25 protein-coding genes are annotated in these 26,061 nt (G+C 47.6%); 9 read left to right on the top strand and 16 right to left on the bottom strand.

What is annotated here, in order from left to right:
• Positions 1-67: 67 nt before the first annotated feature.
• The 9 genes from H6995_00225 to H6995_00185 are packed head-to-tail and all read right to left on the bottom strand — an operon-like array spanning position 68 to position 7,595.
• Positions 68-853, bottom strand: coding sequence for an FTR1 family protein (locus tag H6995_00225; GenBank protein ID MCP5213420.1), 786 nt, complete (start codon positions 851-853; stop codon positions 68-70).
• Positions 854-881: 28 nt separating this feature from the next.
• Positions 882-1,229: a cupredoxin domain-containing protein gene (locus H6995_00220; GenBank protein MCP5213419.1), complete on the bottom strand. Its 348-nt coding sequence runs from the start codon at positions 1,227-1,229 to the stop codon at positions 882-884.
• Complete coding sequence (locus tag H6995_00215; GenBank protein MCP5213418.1) at positions 1,216-2,535, bottom strand: two-component sensor histidine kinase; 1,320 nt, start codon at positions 2,533-2,535, stop codon at positions 1,216-1,218. Before H6995_00215 ends, H6995_00220 begins: the two co-directional genes overlap by 14 nt.
• Positions 2,532-3,191 carry a response regulator gene (locus H6995_00210; protein MCP5213417.1) on the bottom strand — a complete coding sequence of 220 codons (660 nt, stop codon included), beginning with the start codon at positions 3,189-3,191 and terminating at the stop codon, positions 2,532-2,534. The genes H6995_00215 and H6995_00210 overlap by 4 nt, the downstream gene beginning before the upstream one ends.
• Before the next feature lie 23 nt (positions 3,192-3,214).
• Positions 3,215-3,877 (bottom strand): hypothetical protein, encoded by a 663-nt coding sequence (locus tag H6995_00205; protein MCP5213416.1) that lies wholly within the window; start codon positions 3,875-3,877, stop codon positions 3,215-3,217.
• Positions 3,878-3,902: 25 nt separating this feature from the next.
• Complete coding sequence (locus tag H6995_00200; protein MCP5213415.1) at positions 3,903-4,691, bottom strand: SDR family oxidoreductase; 789 nt, start codon at positions 4,689-4,691, stop codon at positions 3,903-3,905.
• 9 nt (positions 4,692-4,700) lie between these two features.
• Positions 4,701-5,372: an iron-containing redox enzyme family protein gene (locus tag H6995_00195; protein MCP5213414.1), complete on the bottom strand. Its 672-nt coding sequence runs from the start codon at positions 5,370-5,372 to the stop codon at positions 4,701-4,703.
• Positions 5,369-6,871: an AMP-binding protein gene (locus H6995_00190; GenBank protein MCP5213413.1), complete on the bottom strand. Its 1,503-nt coding sequence runs from the start codon at positions 6,869-6,871 to the stop codon at positions 5,369-5,371. The genes H6995_00195 and H6995_00190 overlap by 4 nt, the downstream gene beginning before the upstream one ends.
• Positions 6,846-7,595 carry a thermostable hemolysin gene (locus H6995_00185; GenBank protein MCP5213412.1) on the bottom strand — a complete coding sequence of 250 codons (750 nt, stop codon included), beginning with the start codon at positions 7,593-7,595 and terminating at the stop codon, positions 6,846-6,848. The genes H6995_00190 and H6995_00185 overlap by 26 nt, the downstream gene beginning before the upstream one ends.
• A 139-nt stretch (positions 7,596-7,734) precedes the next feature.
• Here H6995_00185 and H6995_00180 point away from each other — a divergent pair, with 139 nt between their 5' ends.
• Complete coding sequence (locus H6995_00180; protein MCP5213411.1) at positions 7,735-7,938, top strand: hypothetical protein; 204 nt, start codon at positions 7,735-7,737, stop codon at positions 7,936-7,938.
• A gap of 104 nt (positions 7,939-8,042) precedes the next feature.
• On the opposite strand, the gene H6995_00175 is transcribed toward H6995_00180, so the two are convergent.
• From H6995_00175 to H6995_00165, 3 genes are read right to left on the bottom strand one after another with little or no spacing between them, the layout of a single operon-like run.
• Positions 8,043-9,140 carry a polysaccharide deacetylase family protein gene (locus H6995_00175; protein MCP5213410.1) on the bottom strand — a complete coding sequence of 366 codons (1,098 nt, stop codon included), beginning with the start codon at positions 9,138-9,140 and terminating at the stop codon, positions 8,043-8,045.
• Positions 9,124-9,936 carry a glucosaminidase domain-containing protein gene (locus H6995_00170; protein MCP5213409.1) on the bottom strand — a complete coding sequence of 271 codons (813 nt, stop codon included), beginning with the start codon at positions 9,934-9,936 and terminating at the stop codon, positions 9,124-9,126. Before H6995_00170 ends, H6995_00175 begins: the two co-directional genes overlap by 17 nt.
• Position 9,937: 1 nt before the next feature.
• Positions 9,938-11,137, bottom strand: a complete 1,200-nt coding sequence (locus H6995_00165) for a lytic murein transglycosylase (protein ID MCP5213408.1) — start codon at positions 11,135-11,137, stop codon at positions 9,938-9,940.
• A gap of 528 nt (positions 11,138-11,665) precedes the next feature.
• Between H6995_00165 and rlmKL the strand changes: the two genes are divergently transcribed.
• The 8 genes from rlmKL (at position 11,666) to sodB (ending at position 19,415) form a co-directional block, all read left to right on the top strand.
• Positions 11,666-13,852: a bifunctional 23S rRNA (guanine(2069)-N(7))-methyltransferase RlmK/23S rRNA (guanine(2445)-N(2))-methyltransferase RlmL gene (gene rlmKL / locus H6995_00160; protein ID MCP5213407.1), complete on the top strand. Its 2,187-nt coding sequence runs from the start codon at positions 11,666-11,668 to the stop codon at positions 13,850-13,852.
• Between the two features lie 49 nt (positions 13,853-13,901).
• Positions 13,902-14,318: an Rrf2 family transcriptional regulator gene (locus tag H6995_00155; protein MCP5213406.1), complete on the top strand. Its 417-nt coding sequence runs from the start codon at positions 13,902-13,904 to the stop codon at positions 14,316-14,318.
• Positions 14,319-14,465: 147 nt separating this feature from the next.
• On the top strand, positions 14,466-15,422 hold the full coding sequence (locus H6995_00150) for a multicopper oxidase domain-containing protein (GenBank protein MCP5213405.1): 957 nt from the start codon (positions 14,466-14,468) through the stop codon (positions 15,420-15,422).
• Between the two features lie 15 nt (positions 15,423-15,437).
• Positions 15,438-16,160 (top strand): c-type cytochrome, encoded by a 723-nt coding sequence (locus H6995_00145; GenBank protein ID MCP5213404.1) that lies wholly within the window; start codon positions 15,438-15,440, stop codon positions 16,158-16,160.
• Complete coding sequence (locus H6995_00140; protein ID MCP5213403.1) at positions 16,157-16,531, top strand: cytochrome c; 375 nt, start codon at positions 16,157-16,159, stop codon at positions 16,529-16,531. The genes H6995_00145 and H6995_00140 overlap by 4 nt, the downstream gene beginning before the upstream one ends.
• Positions 16,531-17,592 (top strand): multicopper oxidase domain-containing protein, encoded by a 1,062-nt coding sequence (locus H6995_00135; protein MCP5213402.1) that lies wholly within the window; start codon positions 16,531-16,533, stop codon positions 17,590-17,592. The genes H6995_00140 and H6995_00135 overlap by 1 nt, the downstream gene beginning before the upstream one ends.
• 59 nt (positions 17,593-17,651) lie before the next feature.
• On the top strand, positions 17,652-18,662 hold the full coding sequence (locus H6995_00130) for a transporter (GenBank protein ID MCP5213401.1): 1,011 nt from the start codon (positions 17,652-17,654) through the stop codon (positions 18,660-18,662).
• 168 nt (positions 18,663-18,830) lie between these two features.
• A complete protein-coding gene (gene sodB, locus H6995_00125; protein ID MCP5213400.1) occupies positions 18,831-19,415 on the top strand; it encodes a superoxide dismutase [Fe] in 585 nt (194 codons plus the stop codon).
• Positions 19,416-19,506: 91 nt separating this feature from the next.
• Here sodB and H6995_00120 read toward each other — a convergent pair whose 3' ends face one another.
• From H6995_00120 to H6995_00105, 4 genes are all read right to left on the bottom strand, one after another.
• The gene (locus H6995_00120) at positions 19,507-20,874 is read right to left on the bottom strand and encodes an MFS transporter (GenBank protein ID MCP5213399.1); all 1,368 of its coding nucleotides are present in this window, start codon (positions 20,872-20,874) and stop codon (positions 19,507-19,509) included.
• A gap of 213 nt (positions 20,875-21,087) precedes the next feature.
• A complete protein-coding gene (locus H6995_00115; GenBank protein ID MCP5213398.1) occupies positions 21,088-22,845 on the bottom strand; it encodes a thiamine pyrophosphate-requiring protein in 1,758 nt (585 codons plus the stop codon).
• On the bottom strand, positions 22,845-23,192 hold the full coding sequence (locus tag H6995_00110; protein ID MCP5213397.1) for a RidA family protein: 348 nt from the start codon (positions 23,190-23,192) through the stop codon (positions 22,845-22,847). Before H6995_00110 ends, H6995_00115 begins: the two co-directional genes overlap by 1 nt.
• Positions 23,193-23,235: 43 nt before the next feature.
• Positions 23,236-25,848: a TonB-dependent receptor gene (locus H6995_00105; GenBank protein ID MCP5213396.1), complete on the bottom strand. Its 2,613-nt coding sequence runs from the start codon at positions 25,846-25,848 to the stop codon at positions 23,236-23,238.
• Between the last annotated feature and the right edge of the window lie 213 nt (positions 25,849-26,061).

The following is a 26,061-nucleotide window of genomic DNA, read 5'->3' as shown; positions in this document are numbered from 1 at the left end:
GCCAACAAGCAAGAAGGTTAGGCTCGTAAATTTAAGTAGCGTTGAATGATGAGAGGTCATAACTATTTCAAAGTGGTGTTGACTGATGCCGCTTAACCGGAATAAAGCCGCAGGCCAAGGTGAATAAAAGAGCGGTCAAATAACCGCCAACTTGCGCTAAAGAAGGCGTCGCCTCGTAACCAATCAGCGCATACAAGAGCCGCCCCATTAAAGAGTATTCGGATAAATACGAGGAACTATCCCAGAGTTCGCGGGTAGGGCCGATCCAATCCGCCTGAGTAAACAGCAACATGGCCTGCGCGCACATATTGCCGCCGATTAAGGCTAGCAACAATGTTCCCACCCATTTTAGCTGTACTTGCGCTAAACTAGACAGCAAATAATAAAACAACACGCCAACACTAACGCCTATGCCAGCACCGATACTGCTACCCGCGAGGGCAGAACTGGCTTGATCGGGATGCGCCATAACGCCTTGCAGATAAACAATGATTTCAGATCCTTCTCTGGTCACGGCAAATGTCACTACGAGAACACAGCTCAGGCTAAGCCATTGTTTAGTTATGCCGACAACACCTTTGTGATTCAACAGGAAAACAATCAGTGCGAGCAATAAGCTGATGCTGAGCTGAATGACCGCATAGCTGACCTCCTGACCAACATAGTCAAACCATTCAGAAATGGCCACGATGTTGCTGCCAAAGGCATCAGCGGTCAGACTACCCAGCAATACTCCCAGCGCAATCCAATACCTCATACCACTCAAACTCTGGGTAACCGCCAGCAAGGCACTGATAATGAGCGCGCCCTCAAGGATTTCTTGCAGTATTAATGTGATAGAGCTTAAAAACATAATACCCGGTTAATCCTTCGCGAATAGCTCATTTTACGATCACTTTGCCCTGCGCCGTTTTTGGGAAAAACTCTCCGAAAAAGGGGTATTCCCCCGGCGGTAAGGGCCCGACAAAAATAACACTCTTGGTATTACCCGCTATGACCTTTTCCCGGTTAAGCTCATAGCTTTCAAACTCTTCAGCGGTTGTGTCCAGATTATTAATTAGGAGTTTAACCTTGGTGTTGGCAGGCACCTCAACTACAGAGGGATAAAAGAGATGGTCTTTTATTGCTATTTCAATGATAGGTGGCCCCGCAATAGCCTGCGTACTGACTATTACCAGCAACAGCTTTAACCACCGCAGACGGTGGTTTATTCTATTAGCTATGCACATCTGTTTTTGCCGCATCAAAGTCAATGATAAACGCGCTGCCCGAATCAAAACTCGACTGCTCCACCCGAATTTTCGCACCCTGTAGTTCAACAATATTTTTCACGATAGTTAAGCCTAAACCGCAGCCGGAAATGTCTTCATCAGAGGCCTGCCCGACACGATAAAAACGTTCAAAAATACGCTCTTCCAATTCCTTCGGAACACCAGGACCAGAGTCTTCGACGGTCAACCGTACTCCCTGCGGAGTAGCCTTCACACTGATGCTAATCTGACCACCCTTAGGGGTATATTTATTGGCGTTGCTCAGCAAATTTTTCAATAGCGTATTCAAAGCAAAGTCATTACCCTCAACCATACAGTGTTCGCCAAGCAGTTCAACAGTCTGCTGCTTCGCTTCAAACAGATAGTATTGCTCCGCTAGCAATTCCTCCGCCAGTACATAGAGGTCTAACTGCTGAATATTTTGAGTAAATTGTTCTGGTGTGGCGCGGTACAAAAATAGTAGCTGCTCCACCAAATGTTGCATCCGGTCAACCCCAGTACCGAGCTGCGCCAAGGCTTCACTCTCCGCAGGGACTTCTTGGGCAATATTATGCAGTTGAATCTTTAACGCACTGATGGGTGTTCTTAGCTCATGCGCCGCATCGGCGGTAAAGCGTTTCTCGCGCTCCAAGGTTAAACGCAGCCGCTCAATCAGACTGTTAACTGAGCGGGTTACTTGAGTTAATTCCTGACGCGAACCCAGGTTCGACACTGGCGTCAAATCATCGGCTTTTTTTTCGCGTAACTCTGCTGAAAGCTGGATCAAAGGTCTCAATCCTTGGTTAATAATGAGCCAAATCAGCAAGCCTACGATAGGAATACCGATTAACAGCGGGAATATAGACTCAAGAATGACATTCTCGGCCAATAGATAACGGGTATCGGATCTTTCTGCCAAGGTTACCCAAATGTCATGACTGCGATCAAAATAAGCCAGAGTGCGCCAGCGATAGCCATCAAAGTTAATAAAATCAAAGCCCGGCTTGAGCTCAGCTATGGCGATAGTCGGAGCGTTTGCAGATGCAAGCATCATTTTATTGTTACGCCACAGCTGAAATGCAATGGTGCTGGAGTGGTTTGAATTTTGAGGCTGTATTTCTATAGGTAGGTTGGCAATGAGTTTCGCCGTTTCCAACATTTGATCGTCAAACAGGCGCTCCGCTTCGGCCATACTGGAGCGGTACCCCTGGATGGCGGCAATGAAGTTAAAAAGGATGATTGTCGCCAACACCGTCAGCACCAGGAAGGTGCGAATCGAAGTCACGAATATTCAACCTTGTAGCCCACGCCACGTATAGTCTTGATAAAATTGGCACCCAGTTTTTTTCGCAATTGATGCACATGTACTTCCAAAGCATTGCTGGCGACCTCCTCATCCCAGCTGTATAAGCGGTTTTCCAGTTTGGTGCGCGCTTGGACTCGCCCAGCATTTTCCATCAACAACTTGAGTAACATATACTCTTTGCGTGGCAGCTCAAGCTCCTCTCCTAGCAAAGAAACATAATGCGTGGTGGTATCCAACACCACATCGCCAATACAAATTTCTGCAGATTTTACCGTGCTAAGACGGCGTTCCAACACTCTCAGCCGCGCCAATAATTCAGCCATCTCGAAAGGTTTGGCGAGATAGTCATCAGCGCCGCCGTCTAATCCGGCGACCTTATCATTGGCCGAATCGCGCGCCGTTAAGAGTAGCACAGGGAGTGATTTCGTATGCTGTCGAATCTGTTTGAGCACCGCTAAGCCATCAATATCCGGTAAGCCCAAATCGAGCACCAGAATATCCGGCGGCTCGGTTTTCACCACATGCAGACAGGCTTGCCCCGTCTCCACATGATTGACTGCGTAACCCTGCTTTTGCAGGGCCTGTTGCAGACCTTTAGCCAAAGGCCGATCATCTTCGACCAATAATATCTGCATGAATAGGACGTCCTTATAGTTGGTTATTTTTTAAGCTTAGCCTCCACCAAAGACAGGCGTTCGTCAATTTCTTTTTGCCGACCCGCATCCGCTAGCGGTCGATCAGGCCGCGCTGGAGCGCCCTTTGCTTTTAACAAATAATTTTTTGCTTCCCGATAACGTTTTTCATGAATCAAATAATCCCCATAAAAATAATTGCTATCAATGCCTATGGGGTTTACCGTCAGGGCTTTTTTTAACAACTGCTCCGCTTTTTCGTCGTCGCCAAAACCGATCGGCCATCCGGGCACATTAAAGTAGAGTGTGCCAAGGCTGGTATAGGCTGAGCCACTGAGCGCATCCGGGTCGATCGACAGGGCTTTTTCCAGATCTTTCTTAGAGGCTTTGGCGTAATTAAGTGCGCCAAGCCCCCCCTTGGCACCGGCGTAGGTAGATTTGATGATGCCACTCCAAATCCAGCCGTCCGCTGACTCCGGGTATTTCACAACGACCTGATCTGCTTCTTTAATCAGCGCCTCAAACGCACTCAGTTGCGCCTTTCCTTGCATTTGGTAATTCACTTCCGCCCAGCGTTCCTGCAAAGCGTGAACATCTGCTGTTAAATCTGCCCAGGCACTGTTAACCAATGGGGTTAAGAGGGCAAAAATACAGACGATTAGTTTTTGTCTGTTAATAGGATATTTCATCTCTAGGGACTCCAATTAATTATTGCTACCGAACATGCTGTTTAACAATGGGTAATTTCTTAACCAATGCGTTATGCACTATGCTCGGAAAGACTGCGTTGAGGGTAACAAAAAGTTTTTCTGGCCAGCCCATAAATGCCTGTTGACGGCCTTTGGATAATAACTTGAGCAATTCATCGGCAACCTGCTGCGGCGGGTCGACTTTATTACCCAGGGCTTGGTTGAGTGCAGTAACCGCTTCAGAATTTAATGCCGTTTCTGTGGCTCTCGGTGCCAGGTAAAATACCTTAATCGCAGTATCGGCCAGTTCTCTGCGCAGGGCTTCGGTAAAGCCTTTTAACCCCGATTTACTAGCGCAATAGCTAGCGAAACCGGGATGGCCGATACTACCAAAGATCGAACCAATATTGATAATAACCGCTTCTTTACGTTGTTTAAGTTCACCGATTAAAGCCTGGCAAAGCAACATCGGCGCCAATAGGTTGGTAAGGATAGTTTGCTCAACGCTACCAAGATCCTGATATTCCAGCAGCTGAAAATCGAGAATACCGGCGGTATTAATTAACAGATCAACCCCTTCCTGCTGACAGCACTCAAGTATCTGCTGCCTACCTTTCGGGGTAGTAATATCGGCAAGGATCATCTGATGTCTGTTCTGCGTGTTTGGCAATGACTGCTGCAGCGTCAGCAGCTTTGTTGCATTACGACCAACCAACAAAAGCCGACAGCCTTTATTGGCAAAAGTGTGAGCGATGGCCTCGCCGATTCCACCAGAAGCGCCGGTAAGTAGCGCCTTTTTATTGGTTAAATCCATGGCGTTTCCTTAAGCTGCCGCTAAATCTGCAGGCGCCGTAGTGAGCGAACGAAAAATATTACCATAAAGCTGATAGAACACTTTGGCGCTATGAATAATGACCCTTTGCTCTTCGGGTTGTCCGATTCGATTCATCAGATTTTCAAAGAACTGCAGATGCTGTTGATCCAATGACCCATGTGAATACAGATAAGAAAAAGCCTCTTTCGGTAACTCCAGGGAGCTCCTGATCCTATCGGCAGCCTGTTCAGCGATAGCGACGCTGGTACCTTCCAGAACCTGCACCATGCCAAAAAACCCCAATGGATTAACCCGGTTAACCATATCATAGGCATAGGCCACCATTAATTCTGTGGCAACATTGGGCGTGCTTTTACGCGCCGCTTCCTTATCAAAACCGCAGCACTCTATGTCATTTAGAATCCATTCCTGGTGTCCGATTTCCTCTTCGATATATTCCGCCACCGCCTCTCTTAGCCATTCTTTCTCTTGCGGTAGCCGCGCCCCCACCGCCATCAGCAATGATACCGTGTGCTTGACATGGTGATAGGCCTGGGTCAAGAAGGCAACATACTCATCCAGACTAATATTGCCCTGTAGTGATTTAACAATAATCGGTGCCGACAGCAACGTTGCACGTGCTGACTCCGTTTGCTTTTGTAGCTGTTGAAAAAAACTCATAGATTACCTACTCGTAAATTGTGGAACAGGTCACGACCGCCATATAACTTAGCTATCGGGTCGCGAAACTGGTTGAAAATAGCCTCGCGTTTAGGCCTGCCGTTTGCCGTTAGAAGATTTGGCTGATCACGCAGCGGTTGCGGTAATAAGTACCAGTCTTTAATTTGTGCATAGTCCGGCAGCGTTGCATTTTTTTGGTCGAGCCATTGTTGGATTTCCGTATTCTCAGTGTCAGTTCTGCGCGGAGAAATCAATGCCACGCAGTAAGGCCTGGTATCACCATAGACCACACAATCAAGTAACAGCGGGTTAGCAAGCAATTCACTCTCAATCCATTCCGGGCTAATATTTCTACCATAGCTGGAGATCAGCAGGTTCTTGCTACGCCCACGGATGTGCAGGAATCCTTTCGCGTCAATATCACCGAGGTCGCCCGATTTTATTTTGTCCTGTCCCCAACTCTCCGGCTCATTTACATAGCCAAGCATGGCGTTACCCCTGATGATAATCTCACCCATTTCCACCGCAACCTGCAAATGTGGTAAAGGACGACCGCTACTTTGATGGTCATGCTGAGAGGGGGTATTCAAACTTACCACGGAAGCACATTCAGACAGGCCGTAGCCTTCATAGGCAGGGATGCCTTTTGCGTGCGCCTGTTGTATCAACTCAGGCGCCACTCGACTACCACCCACAGCAATAAATTGTAATGAGGTGGGCACTCGCCAACCAGCATTAGCGGCAGCAATCAGCGACATCAATAGCTGGGGCGTCAAAATCATACTGTTGGGTTGATAATGGCTGATGGCGGTGGTCAGTTTATTGGCCGCAATGGACGAGCTGCCGGAAAACCCCAGCTCGCTTAAACTAGGCACAATGACCTCACCGCCTGCAAGCAGAGGGACATAAATACCACCCACATTTTCCAGCAGGGTCGTCAATGGCAGTACGCAAAGGTGCTTGGGTTTCGACAGACCAACCACCTCAGCCAGAGCTTGTGCCTGTTGCAATAATTGTTCATTGCTGAGGCACACGCCCTTTGGATTGCCGGTCGAGCCCGAGGTAAAGGTAATCTTTCCTGTGTTCGCAGGCAGCGCACAAGCACTGTCGCCCTGCGCCAATCGATGCATGGTTAAGTCTGTTACAGGCAACACTTTACTATCGCCAAGTGTTAGCGAAGCAATCCGGTCTGCAGAAGCTGTCACTATCGCATCGGGCTTGACACTGGTAAGGGCATGCTGGATTTGCTGCGCGGAAAAGAAAGTCGGTAATGGCAACAGGCGTATTCCCGCTTGCTGACAGGCAAGATCGATAAGCAACCAATCAATACCGTTATCCGCCAGCACCGCCAATGTTTCCAGTTTTTCCTTGGTCAGGAATTCTGTCAACCGATGACAGCGAGCCATCAGCTGATGGCAAGTCAACCCCTGATTGGCATTCCGGACAAGGAGATGCTCAGAACTGTGGCTATGCTCAAGCTGCGATAATAGATCTTTCATTGGCATCACACTGACGATTTAACTGGCTGGACAATCCCTCTACTTGGCTTTGGTATAGCGATAAAGCACTTTGCCATAAAGGGTGTTGTCGCAGTGAATCCATACCACCAGCTAAATTTCCAGCAATGACCCTGGGTTTAGATTGGTAGTATTTGCCCCATTGCTGCCGTTCCGCCAGTGTTAATCTGGTGGGTTCAGCCTCGGCTAAAAAATAGGTTCTAATACCTAGACGATTCAGTATTTTTTGCACTTGAGGAACCGCAGTAAACACCACCCAGCCAAAATCTGCCTGATGTAAAATAGCTGTCAGCAGGATAAAAAGTAGCTGGCTGGAACCTCTGTGCGTTGCCACCAAATTACCGATTTCAATTACACTTTCACGCTTAACCAAGCCCTCACAGCACTCACTTAGCAAATGTTCAATGGGGTGATCGAGATAGCGTTCGAGAAATAACGGATGCTTTTGTGCAGATCGAACGCCAGCAACGGCTGAAAACTTATCTTGGCAACTCAAGCTCAACAGTTTAGGCATAAACTCGGTGATAGTCGCGCCATAGGCGTCGGCAAATTTTTTGGCGACATAGCCTTCCACTATGTGCCGATTCAATGCCTGAGTGTCATGAAGCGCTACCGTTGGCAAAGGTTGCAATAAACGCTGAATAGTCTGGTATAACCTTGCTTCATGTTTTGTCGGTGCTAGTTGGCCCTGGACAACAGTATTCATTTTATCTACCTAAAAACTTCCCCAATTTGTTATCAGGTAGACTAGCGGAGTTAGCTTAACGCAATCTTAATAGCCAATGACAGTCAGCTAATTTTGCTCCAGATATGCGGCTGACTCTTATCTATCCAAATGAGAGTTAGTGACTATTGTATTCCGTGTGAACCCACGCCTGGAAAAGGGAGAGCTGTTGAAAGAAAGGTGGTACCTGACGGTGATGGTTACTGATGATGGTCATATTGCACAAATTTTTGCAGTGCTCCGCTCGGCAGAATCGGGACTCAACGGCTACATGACAGTAAAACGATTACATCAACGACAAGGGCAGTCGATCATCGTGGCCTGATAGAATCTATAAAGACTTAAACCTGTAAAAACTCTTTCTGTCTTTGATAACAGGATAAAAACGGCATGTTAATGTCTTTTGATGCCGACCCCAGCCCTTGGCTGTTACTCCTCATACCAGCTGCCGTCCGCCCGGCGCATCAACCATTGATACGAATACCAATAATATACGCCCGCCTCGTCACTAGCTGGCGCGGTACAATTGATTTTGTTGCGCCCGACAGAGCCCAGACCGGATAAATCCAGGACAAACTGCCGTGGCAGTTCATCACCGGGCGTTAGCGGGATTGGCTTGCCAGATGCGCCGTAGCAAGCCAGTTGCTTAATGTTATAACCACCCTTCGCCAGTACCAACCACAGTTTATTAATGCGTTCATCTTTGGTTTCTCCTTTCTCTACGACTACCGAGTTGACCGGTAATGGTCGTGAATTGATACTGATGATAAAGCGCTGCATATCCGCGTAGCCCGTTGCCATGGGGAAACGTGGCACCGCCAACAGGTCGGAATCCACACCAACAGCTCCCGATTGTTGAGCAACCCCTAAATAGCCCATTGCCCCGACCATTTTTTTAAGCGCTTCTGAATACTCCCCATAGGGATAGGCAAACAGCTCAGTTGTTATGCCCGTTTCTGTTGTCAGCCGAGCACTGGCTTGGCGTATATCGGTACTGATTCGCTGCCGCCATGCTGACTCTGATTCATTCTCTAATTTTCGGATTAAGTGCGCATGACTATGACTGTGGTTACCTATTTCAATGCCTGCTTCAGCGAGCTCACGAATCTGATCCCAGTTTAAATAGTTTTTATAACCTTTATCGATGGCCTCGGTACTGACAAACAGCGTAAAAGGCCAACCTCTTTGTTGAAATCGCGGAAAAGCTTCTGTGTATACCGAAAGATTGGCATCATCAAAGCTAATAGCGATGGTATTTTTCGGTAGCGGTTGCGCCTCGGCTATCGCTTTTAATATTCGCCCCAAGGGCCATACTGAGAAACCATGCTGTTCGAGGTAACTGAGATGTTTTTCCAAAATCGCCGGTGAGACACTGGTGGAAGCTGGCGTGTCATTGCTGACATGATGATAAAGCAGAACCACCGCATGATCATCCGTGGCGAGCGCCGGACTGGCTAGCAACAGTGCGCTAAGGCTCCACGACAGGGCACCGATAAAACCCACTAATGATTTAAGGTGTTTTTTCATTGATCACTACCGCCTGCTGTTGTGTGCGGTACCTTCGCAGCATCTTTTTCACTTCATCCACATAGGCTTGACGACGCTCAGAATAAAATAGCAGACCATCCGCTAATGACAGACCGTCCGGTGTTTTGTCGGCCTCACGCAGCTGCTGTCGAATCATTCGCAAAGGCCGGTATCTTTCATCGGTATTCACATTTTTTAGATAACCCATCACCGAATGGCTGACTGTGGGAAAAGCCTGCACCTCGTGTAGCGCCTTGACTGATCGTTTTTTCGGCACCATACCGCAGCCCGGTTCATAACACCATTGCCCAAACAAACCATTACCATGCACCGCAAATCGAGACCTTCCCCAACCGGATTCTTTAGCCGCCTGCACCAAGGCCAACGAGGTTGGGATGATATCAACCCGTCGTTTGAGTGTGGCTAATGACTCGCTAACCGATTCCGTACTCCATTCAACATTATATTCATTGGCCAATCTTTTCAGCCAAAGCTCATCCCACCAGGATATCTCAGCACTGATATCAAATTTACCCGCAATCGCCAATAGCTTGTTTCGATCCTCTAAAATTTCGTTGTTGTGAAACTCCACAATAGGCCTTAGATAGTTAAAAAACGCGGCTTTCCTTTCCGGTACCGTGCGGTAGGAGTGCATATCAGGAAGGGGGGCGAAATTAGGAGCAGCGGTGCGTACAAGAATAACCGTTAACGCTAGCAAGAGAGCAGCGATCAGCGCCAATCGGATGCGATGTTTAGGCTCAGTCGTATATTTGCGCCAAAGCGCTTGCCACTTCATTTCACTGCGCTGTTCCGTCTAGGCCCAGCGCTAAAAGTGTGGATAAATCGGGAAAACCATCGGCAATTAAACCATTGCTAGATTGGTATTCTCGCAGCGCAGCCCGGGTCGCAGGACCAATCACGCCATCAGCCTCACCCACCGCATAGCCGCGTCCTGCCAGAGCTGTTTGCAGTTGTGTAATCAAACTTCGACTGAGCACCGGTGCTGGCTTGAACACAGATGCCTTCAACCCTTGTCCGCCAGCAATCTGGTCTGCCAGATTGCCAACCGCTAGCGCATAGGACTGGGAGCGATTCCAACGCATGATCACCTGAAAGTTTTGATATGCCACGAATGCCGGACCTGAATGTCCCATCGGCAATATGATAGAGGCAGGCAATGCCATATCAGGCAGAGGCGCTCCGTTTGCCTGCAATACCCCAAGCCGACGCCAATAACTCAGCGGCTGCGGGTTACTGAGTTCGGCCTCCGAGTAGGGAAAAGATGTTGGTAACAAAACCTCCCTACCCCAACGTTCACCCCTACGCCAACCACTCTTATGCAAATAGTTGGCGGCTGAGGAGAGCGCGTCCTGCCTGCTTTGCCAGAGGTCGATCAGGCCGTCATTATCACCATCAACCGCGTACTGTTGGTAAGTCGATGGCATAAATTGCACGTGTCCCATGGCACCGGCCCAGGAGCCACGCAAACGCTCCACCGGCAATTTTTCTCGCACCATTAGTTTTAATGCTATGAGCAGTTCATCAGTAAAAAATTGGCTCCTTCGATCATCACAGGCAAGCGTCGCCAACGAATCAAGCGTAGGCATATTTCCCAAATAAGATCCAAAATTGGTTTCCAAACCCCAAAAAGCTACAAGATATTGGCCGGGAATACCATATTGACGAGTTAACTGCGCTAATAGATTGAGGTGTTCCGCGTACAACTGCCGACCCCGCTGCACCCGCTGGTCAGTCACCCGCGCTTTATAATACTGCTCGAAGGTCTGGATAAATTCCGGCTGCTTGCGATCCAGTTCGATCACGCGGGCCTGATATTCAAACTTTGCTACGACATCTTGCACGATCCACTCAGGGATTTCCTGCTGGCGAGCCAGACCTTGTATACGCCCCAGACATTGACTAAAGGTCTCGTCCTGGGCCATGACACCGTCCGCCAAAAACAGAGCGGTAAGAAGTAACAAAGGGGGGAGTCGCATCAAACACCTGACCTAGTGATTCAGAACAACAAAAGACCAAGCTATCTTGCCAATCATTTTTCATCGCTGCAACAGGATTCTGTCTGGCTGAGAGCATTAGCCTATGGATCAAGCGTTAACTTAGCATGGACTTTCTCAAACCCTGTTTTCGGGCTCGACTCATTACGTTGGCATCTGAGCAAAGATAGGGGTTAACCAGCAACGCCAAAGACGCTATCGCACAACCAACGACGGAAATAATGGAACTGGACCCTGTGGTGTGCGCCTTTGCTGCCAGATATCGGCTAAAAGCAACCATTGCTAAATACTGAAAACATAACTGCGGTCTTACCCGCTAAGTTGGCGTTTTCACCAAAGGTAACATCCTTTCCACTTTGACATTATTTTCTACACAAAAAATAAAAGCACTATATGATATGCACTGTTAGTCAAACGCGTCACCTGCACTCTACTAGACTGAGCGCAGTTGTCAGAAGCCATGCTAGCTACACCCATTTATGACTCCAACCCTATCAAAAGAGCTACCCCATGAACAAAATTAGCGACCAACAATCCTGGCTGGCCACCTGCCCTAAGGGCCTGGAAGACCTGCTCGCTAATGAACTCTGTGCCCTTGGCGCGGAGCAGCTCAAAAAAACCGTTGCTGCGGTGCACTTCAGTGGACCATTGGCTCTTGCCTACCGCACTTGCCTTTGGTCGCGCCTAGCTAACCGCGTGCTACTGCCGCTGACCCAGTTTGCAGTGAATAGCCCTGATGATCTTTATAACCGCTGTGTGGATATTGCCTGGGAAGAACATTTATCCGCAAGCAATACCCTTATGGTTGATTTTATCGGCACATCACGACTAATTGATCACACCACTTTCGGCGCACAGCGGGTGAAAGACTCCCTGGTTGATCGCATTCGCCAAGTCGAAGGCGAGCGCCCCAATGTCGATTTACAAAATCCGGATATCCGCATACAAGCACGCTTGCATAAGGGGGTTGTGACGGTAGCGTTGGATTTATCTGGCGAAAGTCTGCACCGACGTGGTTATTGCGGCGCACAAAGCCGCACTGCAATCAAAGAAAATCTGGCCGCCGCCCTCCTTATCCGATCAGGCTGGCCACAACTCGCCAAAGAGGGTAGCGCACTGCTTGATCCCCTTTGTGGTAACGCAACTCTGCTGATTGAGGCAGCCATACTTGCCGCAGATATAGCTCCGGGCACGCTGCGAACGGATCATCATTATGGTTTTCTTGCTTGGAAACAACACAACAGCATACTCTGGGAATCGTTAATAAACGAAGCACAGCAACGCCGTCAACAAGGTCTCGATCAACTACAGCTGGATATTCGCGGCTATGAAGCCAATCCCCGCATCGTTGAGCAAGCAATGCAAAACGTCCAAAACGCGGGCCTCGACGAGCATATCCGTATCGCCCATAAACCGTTGGAACAGTTTGGTAAGCCCACCGCCGACAGTGGCTTACTGCTGACCAGCCCACCCTACGGCGAACGGCTTGGCGAACAGCAAAACCTCAAACCGCTATATGCCAAGCTGGGGCAGGTGTTACAGAAAAATTTCGGACATTGGCGCGCGGCGGTATTTACTGGCAATACAGAACTAGCACGTGAAATGGATCTCGCACCCAGCAAACAATATAAGTTTTATAACGGGGCAACACCCTGCAAGTTACTTATTTTCGACGATTTACGTTCTAAGTCTGCGCTAATCGAACAGCGGCTGAACACGGCACCACCGCCACAGGAGCTTAGCGAAGGGGCGCAGATGCTACTCAATCGCTTGCAAAAAAATCAGCGGCGTCTCAGTAACTGGCTCAAGCAATCCGGTACTAGCTGTTACCGATTATATGATGCCGACATACCTGAATATGCCGTAGCCGTTGATATTTATGAAGATGCTTTACACGTGCAAGAATATGCAGCTCCGGCAACTATACCTGAGTCCCAAGCGCGCCAACGCTTTAACGAAGTCAAGCAGGCACTCAAAGCGTACCAGCCAAGCGCACAGCTTTTTTTTAAAGAACGCCGCAAACAAAAAGGCAGCAGTCAATACAACAAGCAAGCCACGTTGAAGACTAAGGTTTTCACCGTACATGAAGGTTCGGCGGCGTTAGAGGTCAATTTATCCGATTATCTAGACACCGGCCTTTTTCTCGATCACCGGCCCATGCGTCATATGATTCGCCGTATGGCGAAAGGAAAACGTTTTCTTAACCTATTTTGTTACACCGCTGCCGCATCGATCCATGCCGCCCTAGGCGGTGCCGAAAAAACCCTGAGTATTGATATGTCCAATACCTATCTCGACTGGGCGCGGCGTAATTTTGAACTCAATGGCCTAAGCGAAAAACAAAACCCTCTGATGCGCGCCGACTGTCTGGAATGGTTAAAACGCGGCGTCGGCGAGTTTGATCTAATTTTTCTTGATCCACCCACCTTTTCCAACTCAAAAAAAATGCAATCAGTATTGGATGTTCAGCGCGACCATGCGGAACTAATTCGTGGAGCGATGCAAAAGCTTTCCATTGGTGGCACACTGTTTTTTTCTAATAATTTCCGTAAATTTAAAATGGATACAGATATTGTCGAAGAGTTTGCCGTGAGCAATATTACCAGCACAACCTTAGACCCTGATTTTAAACGCAATCCACGTATTCATAATGTATGGCAAATAGAGCACCAGAGATCGCCAAATACTTGGATTTAGTCAGAAAACCCATATAGGATAGAGTTCTTATGAATAACTTCTTCTCCACATGCAAATAGCAAAATCGACAGACTATGCCTTGCGCGTTCTGATTTATGCCTTTAGCAAGCAACGTGAACTAGTCACGCAACAGGAAATTGCTGACTTCTTTGATATTTCCAGAGAACACCTGCGTAAAATTGTCCACGAACTTGCCAAAGGCGGGTTTTTGGTTACTCGGCGCGGTAAAAATGGCGGTATCGCCCTGGCTCGGCACGCCAGCGAAATCAATGTTGCCGAGGTTGTGATGCTGTTTGAAACGAAAGCAGCATTAATCGATTGTGACGGAATGGCTTGTGTGCTCTCCAGTAATTGTCGTTTAAGATCGGTTTTTAATGAAGCAGACCGGTCCTTCATGCAAACACTCGCTAAGTATTCTCTGGCGGATATTGTCAATGACTCTACCCAGCGTTTGATCTTTGCCTAACTGCATCAAAATTTAACCACTTCATCCTAAGGAACGTCTATTACAGCTATATGCTGATGACTTTTTCTTATAAAGATGTATTTGCAAAACATCTAATAAATGTTATAAATGTATTCGCAAAACATCTTATAAACAAGGAGAAGAATGATGCTGCTAAGAGTTTCCCCCAACCCCCTTCTGCTATTTATCACCACCATTTTATCGTTAGTTGCTTTTGAGTCAGCTTCCGCTCGTACCGTCGAAGTCGAAATGACCGTTAAGGAAGTTGACCTGGCCATCGATAATGCCGGAACCACCCAAAAAATGTGGACCTATGATGGCACCATTCCCGGCCCTGTCGTACGGGTAAAGCAAGGTGATCTGGTAAATTTCACGCTCCATAACGATGAAAAAAATAAACAAAGCCACTCCATGGATTTCCATGCGGCAGTCGTTGATGTATTAGATGAGTTTGCTGAAATCAAACCTGGCGAAAAAAAGAATTTTCAATTTGAAGCCCAATATCCGGGTGTCTTTATGTATCACTGCGGTGCACCCTCGATGGCAGAACACATTTCACGCGGTATGTACGGCATCATAATTGTCGACCCAAAAAATGGCTATGGGCCTGATTATCCGCGGCCTGATCGTGAGTACGTGATTGTTCAGGGTGATTTATTCAAGGACGGCACTAGTGCAGAGGACCGTAAATGGAATAACGACTGGCAAGCGGCATTGATCAACGGCAAAGTATTCCATTACGACCCGGTTCATGATGAAAACGCTACTCTCGCGTTGGAGTCCAAACCCGGCGAAAGGGTACGTATTTTCTATGTAAACGCTCATATTAATGAATCTGTTGCATTGCACCCAATAGCCGGCATTTGGGATCGGGTCTATGAAAATGGCAACCCGAAAAATACGCGCTACGGTATGCAAACCGTTGATATCGCACCAGCCTATGCACTAACCGTGGATCTGATTAGCCCGAAGGATCGGCCCACTAATAACGCCATCGTTGACCATGCGATGAAGCGTGCTCTCAACGGGGCAATCACCATTCTCCTAAACCATGAAGACGCGGACCCCGAAAAAGGTCGCAACAACAATCTAGTGTTACGTTAATCCAGGGGGTAAATCATGCGCTATCCCAGGCTCTTGAGTTTAAGTCAAAAGGTAGTTTTCAGCATTCTAGCGTTAACTGCTTTTGGTATTTCATCTGTGCAGGCGGCCGACGGCGAACAGCTTCTCAAAGAATCTTGTAGCAACTGTCATCAAATTAACACCCCTGACAGGGCATCGTTGACCTTGCAAGAAAAGATGACACGCAAAGGACCGCCTTTATATTTTGCCGGACATAAATATCAACAACCATGGCTGGAGAATTGGCTCCAACACCCAACAAAAATCACGCCCGCAGGAGGTGGTTTTTGGGTAAATGCGGTTGTCGTTACTGATGAGGGCGATGAGATAGATGAGACAAAGCTGACCAGGCATGTAGCAGTTAGCCAGGAACAGGCCAAGGCTATCGCCACATTCTTAATGACGCTCAAACCTTATCCCGAGTTAATCAATGAGGGTGAATATACCGCTAAAAAAATACCACGGATGCTGGCGGCCAAAGATTTCAGAAAATTTAAAGGCTGTGTCGCCTGCCATCGGGACGAAAAGGATTTCGGTGGTGTTACCGGGCCAGAGCTGTATACAGCAATGCAACGTTTAAAACCAGAATATATAGCCTCCTACATTAGGAACCCAACCGCTTGGGAACCCAGGAGCCTGATGCCTAACAACCATCTGAATGATGCACCAATCTACAAACTAATGAACTATCTGAACATAATTGGGGGGGATCTGCCATGAACAGTATCAACCGAATGATCCAGCCATTATTGATAGCGGCCGCCGTATACAGCTTTCCTGGCGTTGCTGCATCTGAAACGGGGATAACCGGTAAAAATCTTTACCAGGCATATTGTTCACAATGTCATGGCTTATACGGCGACGGGTTCGGCGTTAATTCCTATGATATTGACGTCGCGCCAAGAGATCACACCGATGCGAGCGAAATGGCTGCGCGCACGGATGAGGACCTTTTTAAAGCCATCAAGTTCGGGGGCAAGTCAGTCAACAAGTCTCCATTGATGCCGAATTGGGACGAGAACCTGAGCGATCAAGAGATACACCTCATCATTAAACATCTCCGTAAACTCTGCTGTGAAGGAGGCCAATAATGCCCCAATTATCCTATATGCTGCCCACAATATTACTGGCATTTGCTGCCAGTATCGCGCAAGCAGAGCTGAGAAGCTTTGACATGACCATCGAAGAAGTCGATCTCGAAGTGGCTCCAGGCCTTACTGCCAAGGTCTGGGGCTATAACGGTCAAGTGCCAGGCCCGTTGATTCATGTACGCGAGGGTGATGAGGTCGAAGTTAATCTGTTTAACAATACGACCTTATCTCACACGATTCACTGGCATGGTCAGTATATGACTAACAACTGGCGGAATGACGGGGTGCCGGATATCACGCAAAAAGCCATTGAACCTGGCGAAAGTTTTACCTATAAATTTATTGCCGAAAAGCCCGGCAGCCTCTGGTATCACTGCCATGTCAATGTTCCTGAACATCTGGGTGTACGTGGTATGTGGGGGCCAATAGTGGTCGACCCGAAAAAACCAACGGCGCTTGAAAAGAAAGTAACCAAAGATGCCATATTAATGTTTTCCGGATGGAACTCTGAGGTAGCTAACACCTACGGAAAGGGCGGCCATCCTGGCGAAGTACTCGACTATTTTTCGATCAACGGCAAATCATTCCCATTAACCGAACCTCTGCGCGTTAAGAAAGGCGATGTGCTCAGGCTGCGACTTTATGCCGCTGGCAATAACGTAGCCTTCCACACGCATGGACACGATATGCTGGTAACCCATAAGGACGGTTTACCCTTGCCCGAGCCCTATCACGCTGATGTTGTCCCATTACTGCAGGGGGAAAGACTTGATGTCATTATTGAAATGAACAACCCCGGACTATGGATTAATCATGACCATATCGAGCATCACGTCAGTAACTCAGGCAAAGCGCCGGGTGGCGCGGTCTTGATCATCGAGTATGACGAGATCGAAAAGCCTGACTGGTATGTATGGAAAGATAAGCCGGGAAACCCCGATTTTTATTTAACGGAATCTTTAAGCAAAGGTTATGGCCTCTTTAATACAGAAGCATTCAAAGGCAAGGCCCCCGTTGTTGAAGAAAAGCCCAAAAGACGGAAAAAGAAATCACAGAACTGAGCCTTCGGCTTCTGTGATAATCACTTTGCTAAAAAGTGCTAGGATTTTCAGGAAATTGTATGCCTACTTTAAGTAAAATTATGGGGTTGGTTTTTACTTCAGCTCTCTGTGGTCACACCTTCGCTCACGACTGGATTAGTTCGCGGCCGGACGCTCACGCACCGATTTCGGTGATGGGCGATCATACCCATAAAACCGGCGAGTTGATGCTCTCTTACCGCTACATGGAAATGGACATGAATGAGCTCTTGGACGGAAAAGATGAAATCAACCCGAGATCATTATTAAAGAATAGCACCTATAAAATGGCGCCAACGAAAATGACGATGAAGATGCATATGCTCGGGTTGATGTATGCACCCGATGACACCACAACGCTGATGGCCATGCTTCCTTATTTGGAAAATGATATGGATATGCTCATGAATATGGGTAGCTCACTTAGCCCGATGTTGATGAAGTCGTCGATGGAAAGTTCTGGGATTGGGGATATAAGGATAGGTGCATTACACAATATTTATTCTGATTCCAGGCAAAAAATTCACCTCAACCTGCTGCTGAGCCTGCCGACAGGGTCGATTGATGAGAAAAACTCACAAGGAGCGCTGCTACCCTACGCCATGCAATTAGGATCCGGTACCTATGATTTATTACCCGGCATCACTTATGCAGCCCAACAAGAGAGCTTTTCCTGGGGCGTTCAAGCTTCAGCGGTCATTCGTCTGGATGAAAATACGCGCGACTATCGCTTGGGAAACCGTTATAAAGTGCAAAGCTGGGTCCAGAAACCATTAATGAGAAATCTCTCCGCTTCGCTTCGCTTCACCTATGAGGACTGGGGTGAAATTAACGGCAAAGATAAGCGATTAAACCCCATGATGAGCCCATTGTCCGATGCGAATTTACAAGGCGGGAAAATAGTAATTGGGAGTGTCGGTTTTAATTTGACGCTACCCGCCGGCAACAGGTTGGCATTAGAATTTAATACCGAATTGAATCAAGACCTAGACGGTTTACAGATGGCCTACGAAGACTCATTAATGCTTGGCTGGCAATTGAGCTTTAAATAAACCTTTTGATTTAGGGAACCTCTTAAGCATTATGCACACTGAATTACTACCAATACACAATATTTGCATGTTTCAATAGAAACGTGGTGTAATTTTTTATCAGCTGTATAACTGAGAATGTTTCTTAGCTGAATGAAAAAATGATCACGTCGTACTAAAGGATTTATTATGAACTTTGAATTACCCCCATTGCCCTATGCGCAAAATGCCTTACAACCCCATATTTCTTCAGAGACATTGGAGTACCATTACGGTAAACACCACAAAACCTACGTGGCCAAGCTGAATACCTTGGTTGTGGGAACTGAATATGAAAATATGAGCCTGGAAGAGATTATCACCCATGCCAACCCTGGTGGTATTTTCAACAATGCCGCCCAGGTGTGGAATCATACCTTTTACTGGCACTGCCTAAGCCCCGAGGGAGGCGGTGAACCGAGCGGCAAACTAGCGGACGCCATAGATAGCGCCTTCGGCTCCTTTGCGGAATTCAAAAAAGCCTTTACCGACAGTGCTATTAACAATTTCGGTTCCGGTTGGACTTGGCTGGTAAAAAATAAAGACGGCACTCTCAGTATCATCAATACCAGTAATGCAGGATGCCCGTTGACTGAAGGGCAAACACCACTATTGACCGTAGATGTCTGGGAACACGCTTATTACATCGATTATCGTAACGCGCGACCGAGCTACATGGATGCCTTTTGGGCGCTCGTAAACTGGGCTTTTGTGGCCGATAATTTAGCCAAGTAAGCCCTATAAAATAATAAAACACCTTTAACATTTCGGGTTAAAGGTGTTTTATTTCTGAATGACGCCACTTCTGTTACCCAAAATAGTTCGATCAGGACACGCTAGCTCGAAAATATTTCAGCCCGCGACCCAAAACAACTATCTGAACCAACGCGGCTAGTGAACAAACTATGGCTATCGAATAACCCACCGCCCGCTCATCCGCAAAGACGTTATCGGTAATTAAGGCAATTACCGTCGTTCCCAGGCCTAGTCCAAAGATATTGGAAGTAAATAGAAACAATGCCGAAAACTGTGCACGCATCCGATTCGGCACCATTACTTGCAATGCCGTCGCTGACGGGGCAATAGGGAATGAGGCAAAAAAGGATGCTAACGCCATAAAAACTAATGAAAGATATAGATCACTAACTATCGGAAATAGTAATACCGGAAGGAAAAGGCCAACCCCGCCCCACATGCCAGCTCGCATCGCCGCATCTGGATGGCCTCGTCTTTGAAAATAATCCGCGAGCCAGCCGCTGGAAAATGTCCCCAATGTATTGAATATCAGCATGATTATGCCCAGATACAAGCCTGCCATTTCCGCCGACAGACCGAATTTTCGCATATAAAAGGCGGGTGACCATGACATAAGGCCAAATAGCGTTAGGGCTGCAAACGAAAAGCCCACGAAATGTGATGCTACGGTTCTCTTATTGCGTTTGATGTACGCCAAAACATCCTTTGGTTTAATAATGTTATCCTTCTGCTCTCGAGCGCTCAGGCTTTCATTCTTATTAATATTTTTTCTTCTGGGGTCTTTCACCGTCAGGAAGAATATTAACGCTACCAATACTCCAGGCGCGCCGATTACAATAAAAGTAAGTTGCCAAGGACGAAATTCCTGAATAGTCCCGAACAACGGTATTTGGATATCGGCCCAACCGCTTATAGCCGTAATAACAATACCACCAATTGTTAGCGCCAAACCCCCGCCAATAAAAGATCCCATGGCGTAGACGCTTAATGCCCGACCAAGTTTCTCTTTGGGAAAAAGATCCGCAATCATCGAATAGGCGGCAGGCGATAACGAGGCTTCGCCAATACCCACCCCCATACGCATTAAAAATAAATGTAAGAAGCTGCGCGCAAAACCACAACCAGCCGTTGCCAGACTCCAGACAAAAATGCCCACGGAAATAATCAAAGGACGTGATCGGCGGTCAGAAAGAATGGCGATCGGAATTCCCATGGTCGCGTAAAAGAGAGAGAACGCAAAGCCAAGAATTAAACTGAATTGTGTATCTGTCAATGCGAGGTCTGCACGTATTGGATCAATGAGCAGGGCCAGGATTTGACGGTCAACATAAGAAAGAATATAGACCAGCATACAGATGAAAACGACATACCAGGGATAAACCCAGCCATCACTTTTTGAGTCAAGTTCACTTGTTTTTTCGGTACTAATCACGCTCATGGAATTCCTATTAGTCCGCGCTGCTGGAGATCAAATAGCTCTCACGACACTCGCAAGTGACCATTAAGCTACGTACTTAATTGTGCTAGCTCTTATTCTGAATCAAGTTGATTTTTGATTTGAGAAAACATTATTTGACGTTAGCCTAGTGTTGCTACAGGCCCAGAGTTAAGCCACGTGAAACAAAGTACAGCCCAATTTACGCTGATATGCTTATTGGCTGATAACGTTTAAAAGTGCTTGTCGTTTTTCAACTCGAACCGCATGCAGAGCCCTTTCCAGAGCCTCCAACAACTCCGAGGGAGCCTCTACCCGCTCACCATAGCCCCCACTGGCCTCGACAATTTTTTCAAAGGCGGGGGACGGTTTTAGGTCAACAAGCGGCATTGTCTCACCAGACTGAACGGCTCTTCCGTCTGGATAGACTGCCCGGACAGCACGATCGACAGCCTTCCATCCGGCGTTATTGGCAACGATGATAAGAATGGGAAGATCCTGTGCTGCGGAGAGAAAATGGCAGGGTGTCGGATTGCCAAACATGTAGGAACCATCGCCCAGCAATACGATAACCGTTTTGTCAGGCGCACCCATCTTTACGCCCAAGGCAGCACCCAATGACCACCCAAGACCGCCGACAGAAGGCGCAATAAACAAACTTCCCGGAACGCGAAGATTTAATTGTTCGAGACACAATCCGGTTTCATTCACAACAATGGTATTTTCATCTATTAGACTATCTAATACCGAGGCTATCCATACCGGCGAAATGGGTATCTCTTGATTCGCATTTGTCCGTGCGATATCTCTTTGTGCTTTCAACTTTTCGCGGGCTGTGGCGACACGGCTTTTTCTTGCAGCGATATCAGCTTCATAAGGTTTAGTGAGCATTTCATCAAGCGATTCCTGCAACATAGAAAGAGCACTGCTTGATGCACCGGTAATCGCCAAATCATCTTCAAAACAACGTAGCGGATAGGTGCTGTAAATTGGATCGAACCCCAAATGTACAACTCTTGTTGCTAAACCAATCTTGATATCCCGTCGAATCCAGGGAACTTCACAGTCAATCACTATCACCAGATCTGAGGATGCCAAAAGATCGTTTGGCTGGTATCCCATATGCATCGGATGTTCACTTGGCAGATTAAGACAACGCGGGAAATATTGAATGACAGGAATAGCAAAGCCTGCTGCCAAATCTGCAAGTGTCTCTACATTCTGTGGTTGACGACCGGCAACAGACGTAATAATCATCGGCATATCGGCTGCTAAAATCCAACCGGCGAGCTGCCTTATCGCGTCACTGTCCGGCTGAGCATCCACGGCGCCAAAAGATCGCCTGCGCTGCACAATATTCTTGACTCTGGGCATTTCCACCAGAACTTCTCTGGGCATTGTCAGGTACACCGGGCCACGGGGTGCCGACATAGCAATATCTAATGCACGATCGATCACTTCCGTCGTATCCTGCCCTGATTTCAGTTCATAATCCCATTTCACCTGTTCGCGGACCATTCCGGCCTGATCAAAGTTCTCCTGCGCCCAATGCACAACAACCTCTCGGGACGCAATACTGCCGGACTCTGTATAGGGTGTGCGCCCGGCAACCAGTAATGTAGGCACATTGTCTCTGGCGGCATTCATCAAGCCGCAAAGGGCATTTGCCGTACCCACATTATTGTGAACACCAACGGCCTGTGGTCGTCCTGTCACCAAATAATAGCCATGAGCAACTGCCATCGCGGTATTTTCATGCGGAACGGCGATGAGTTCAGGAACAGCACGGCCCTGTTCCCTGGCGATAGTTAAAGCTTCAACAATAGGTGCCCAGTCTGTTCCGGCATTGATAAACAGGTAATCAACCCCTCTATCCTCTAGTGCGGACAAAAATACTGCCGCGTTTGTTGCCAACGCCTGATCTTCATCTGTTGCGACCTGGGTTAGCTTCGTACCGCCCTGTACTGGCTTCATCAGAGCACTCCAATAACAGCAATCTCAACCCGCACATGATGATGTGCTAAGGTCGGGCCCGTAGTGGCTCTAGCGGGTGGATTTTCAGGATCTATCCAGTCCTCCCAGACAGCATTCATCTCATCAAATTCACGGACGTCAGCCAGCCAGATTTGTGCTGACAGCAGTTTGGATTTGTCGCTACCCAATGAATGCAGAATGTTTTCAATCTTGTGTAGGATTTCTTCAGTCTGTTGTTTTATACCTGCCGTCCAGTCATCAGCCACCTGACCAGAAAGATAGATAGTGTCACCATGAACCACTGCCTGGCTCATACGAGAACAAAGACCATAGCGTTTAATCGTCATTTCATTTCTCCTATACTTGCTATTAATTGCCGCGCCAACGATTTCAGAAGTTTCTGCTAATGGATAAAGTCCATTCGCGGCCACGGGAGAAAGCACCATCGGCAACACCCTGCGCTGTGCCCAAGGAGTCAGCACCATTAATCAGGTAAATCTCATCATGCAAATTCTTGCCCGCCAGCATAATTCTCCAATCCTGATTGGGATCTTCAAAAATAATGGCGGCGTTGAGCAGGTTATATGATTGCTGCTCAAGATATGACGCATTATTGGTGGTCTTAAATGCAGAGGATCGATAAATCCAGTCGAGACGCAACGTAAGGCTGCCGAGTTCTCCCACATCTTTGCTATAGGCAGCTCGAAAATTTGTTGACCATTCGGGGGTATTGGTTAGCTCAGACGACTTATTGATGGTGTTGTTATTCAATACTTCCGTGGGGATATTGATATATTTAGCATCAAGGTAGCCAACACCGAACATAAAGTACCAATTTGGCGTCGGGACGATGCTGCCCTCGAGCTCAAAGCCATTAATTCGCGCATCACCGGCATTGATAGTGACTGGCGCAAAGCCTCGGCGCACCACCGTTTGAATATCCGTGTAATCGGTATTGAAGATGGAACCGTTGATACGCAGCCAGTCTTTCGTGTATTTAAAACCCACCTCCCAGACATCGGCAAACTCGGGGCCAAAAGTCGGAACTTCCGGTAAAGGCGCCGGAATCCGTTGGTGGAAGCCGCCGTTTTTGAAGCCCTCCGAATAGCTCACATAGGTCATGAGTTCATCGGTGACATAGTAAGATAGGGTCGCCATTGGCGTTGTTTCAGAGATTTCATTAGTAACCGTATCATGCGGCAGGATGCGGGAACCTCCCTGATCCAGCGGAAGTAGCAATCCTGTTGGACTTAGGTAGGGGGTCAATGCGTATTGATCAGGTAAAAAAGTCTGTTTTTCTTTGGTGTACCGCAGACCGGCCGTTAAGCTCAGTCGCTCAGTCAGATTGTAAGTAGCCTGTGAAAAAACCGCTTTGGTACGACTTTCCACTTCTCCGCCACTCAGAATCGAACCTATTGATAAGTCTACGATATTGGGATTTTCCGCTTCCTCCGTAAAATAATACAACCCGAACATCCAGTTCAAACGATCATCCAATAGAGTTCCTGAAAACTGTAGCTCCTGGCTAAATTGATCCTGCTGCAAAACATCACCCGTATGAGCGATGGTCAATGGTGTGTTATCGCCGTCGCGACGCGATGAACTATCGACTTTGCGGTAGGACGAAATTGATTTGATGTTAAGAAGATCAAGATCCCAATCAACATGCAATGCCGTACCGTAAACATCCAGTTCAGAGACCAAATCGGCGTTAGCTGCCACTTTATGCGGTGCTAATTCCCATTGCGAATTAGCACATGCGCTATTGCCAAGCGGGCTCGATTGCGGTGGCGGGAAACTGACCGGACAACCCGCCGAGGCGGCATTCGCTATTGCGACAAAGGGTGCGCGATCATTGATGCCCACCAGCACGTTGGGCGCGCCATTTTCTCGTTCATGCGTATGATCGGCGGTAAAAAAGAACTCCAGATTATCCGAAGGGGTAAACAGGGCGGCAAACCGAACTCCGCGGCTATCGTCGTCACCCATATCTCGCCCGGTAATGATATTTTTCACATAACCATCACGATTGCGCACAGTACCACTAACCTGTGTCAACAGCTGGTCTGAAATAGGAATATCCAGTGCGAAGGTTCCATTTGTTTGATTATCCGATCCTAATTCAAACTCTACCCGTCCACCAAATTCGTTCGCTGGCTTTTTGGTATGTATAACAACCGCGCCACCAATGGTGTTTTTACCGAATAAAGTACCTTGGGGGCCCCTCAAAACCTCAATTCTTTGTACTTCGATAAAGTCGAATGCGGCCCCAATAGATTGTGCCATATAAACACCATCAATATAGATGCCTACACCTGGCGCCGTGGTAGGAACAAAATCGGTCTGCCCTATACCTCGAATAAAAACGCTGGCGGCGGCATTACTGCCGGATGCGGAAGCATAGCTATCAAACGACAGATTCGGTGTGATATTGCTTAAATCCTGTGAACTGTTAATTTGGCTAAGCGCCAACTCGGTTCCTGAAATAGCTGTTACGGATAACGGCGTATCCTGTAATGATTCTTCACGTTTACGCGCTGTAACTGTGACTTCTTCCAGCACAAAACCTTTAGTTTGTTTTTGATCTGGGGTGCGTGAAGATTTATTCCCGGATGAACTTTCGGGCTCCACCGGGGCCGCTTTTATGACGACGGAGTCTTTACTGGAAAATGAATAAGATAACCCACTTCCAATCAGTAACGATGACAAGGCACTCTCTAGCGCAAAATTGCCAGCTAAAGCGGGGGCCGCTTTGTCAGCAACAAGACTCCGACTATAGATAATTTGAATGTCCGCACGTTCAGCCAATTGCTGTAAAGCATCGCCCAAAGGTTGCGCAGGGATATCCAATTTATAGAGGGCCCCTTCTGCTACTGCTTGATTGATTGCGCCAACAGTGAATAACAAGGCCACCACCAGGCAAATACGTTTTGAAAAAGTCACTCCCCATCGCTTTAAACTATTATCCCGACAATCCGGATATATTCGGTTTAAATCCAACATAGTTTTCTCCCGGTTCCAGCCATTATTACTATTAAAAAATTAACTTGTTTAAAGAGTACGACGAACTCAACCAGAATATCCCCCATTGCTCATAGCTAAATTATTGGCACACCGGCTGACGAATGCAGCTCATCATACAAAGAGGAACTCAAAAAAGTACTCGTCATTAGGATTCTTAGATGGGGGGTTTTCGGGCGCTATACGTCTTATAAT

The sequence above is a fragment of the Pseudomonadales bacterium genome (genome assembly GCA_024234615.1).
Lineage (GTDB): Bacteria > Pseudomonadota > Gammaproteobacteria > Pseudomonadales > IMCC2047 > JAJFKB01.
The sequence above is the reverse complement of the archived record's forward strand: the minus strand, read 5'-3'. Positions and strand labels throughout refer to the sequence as shown.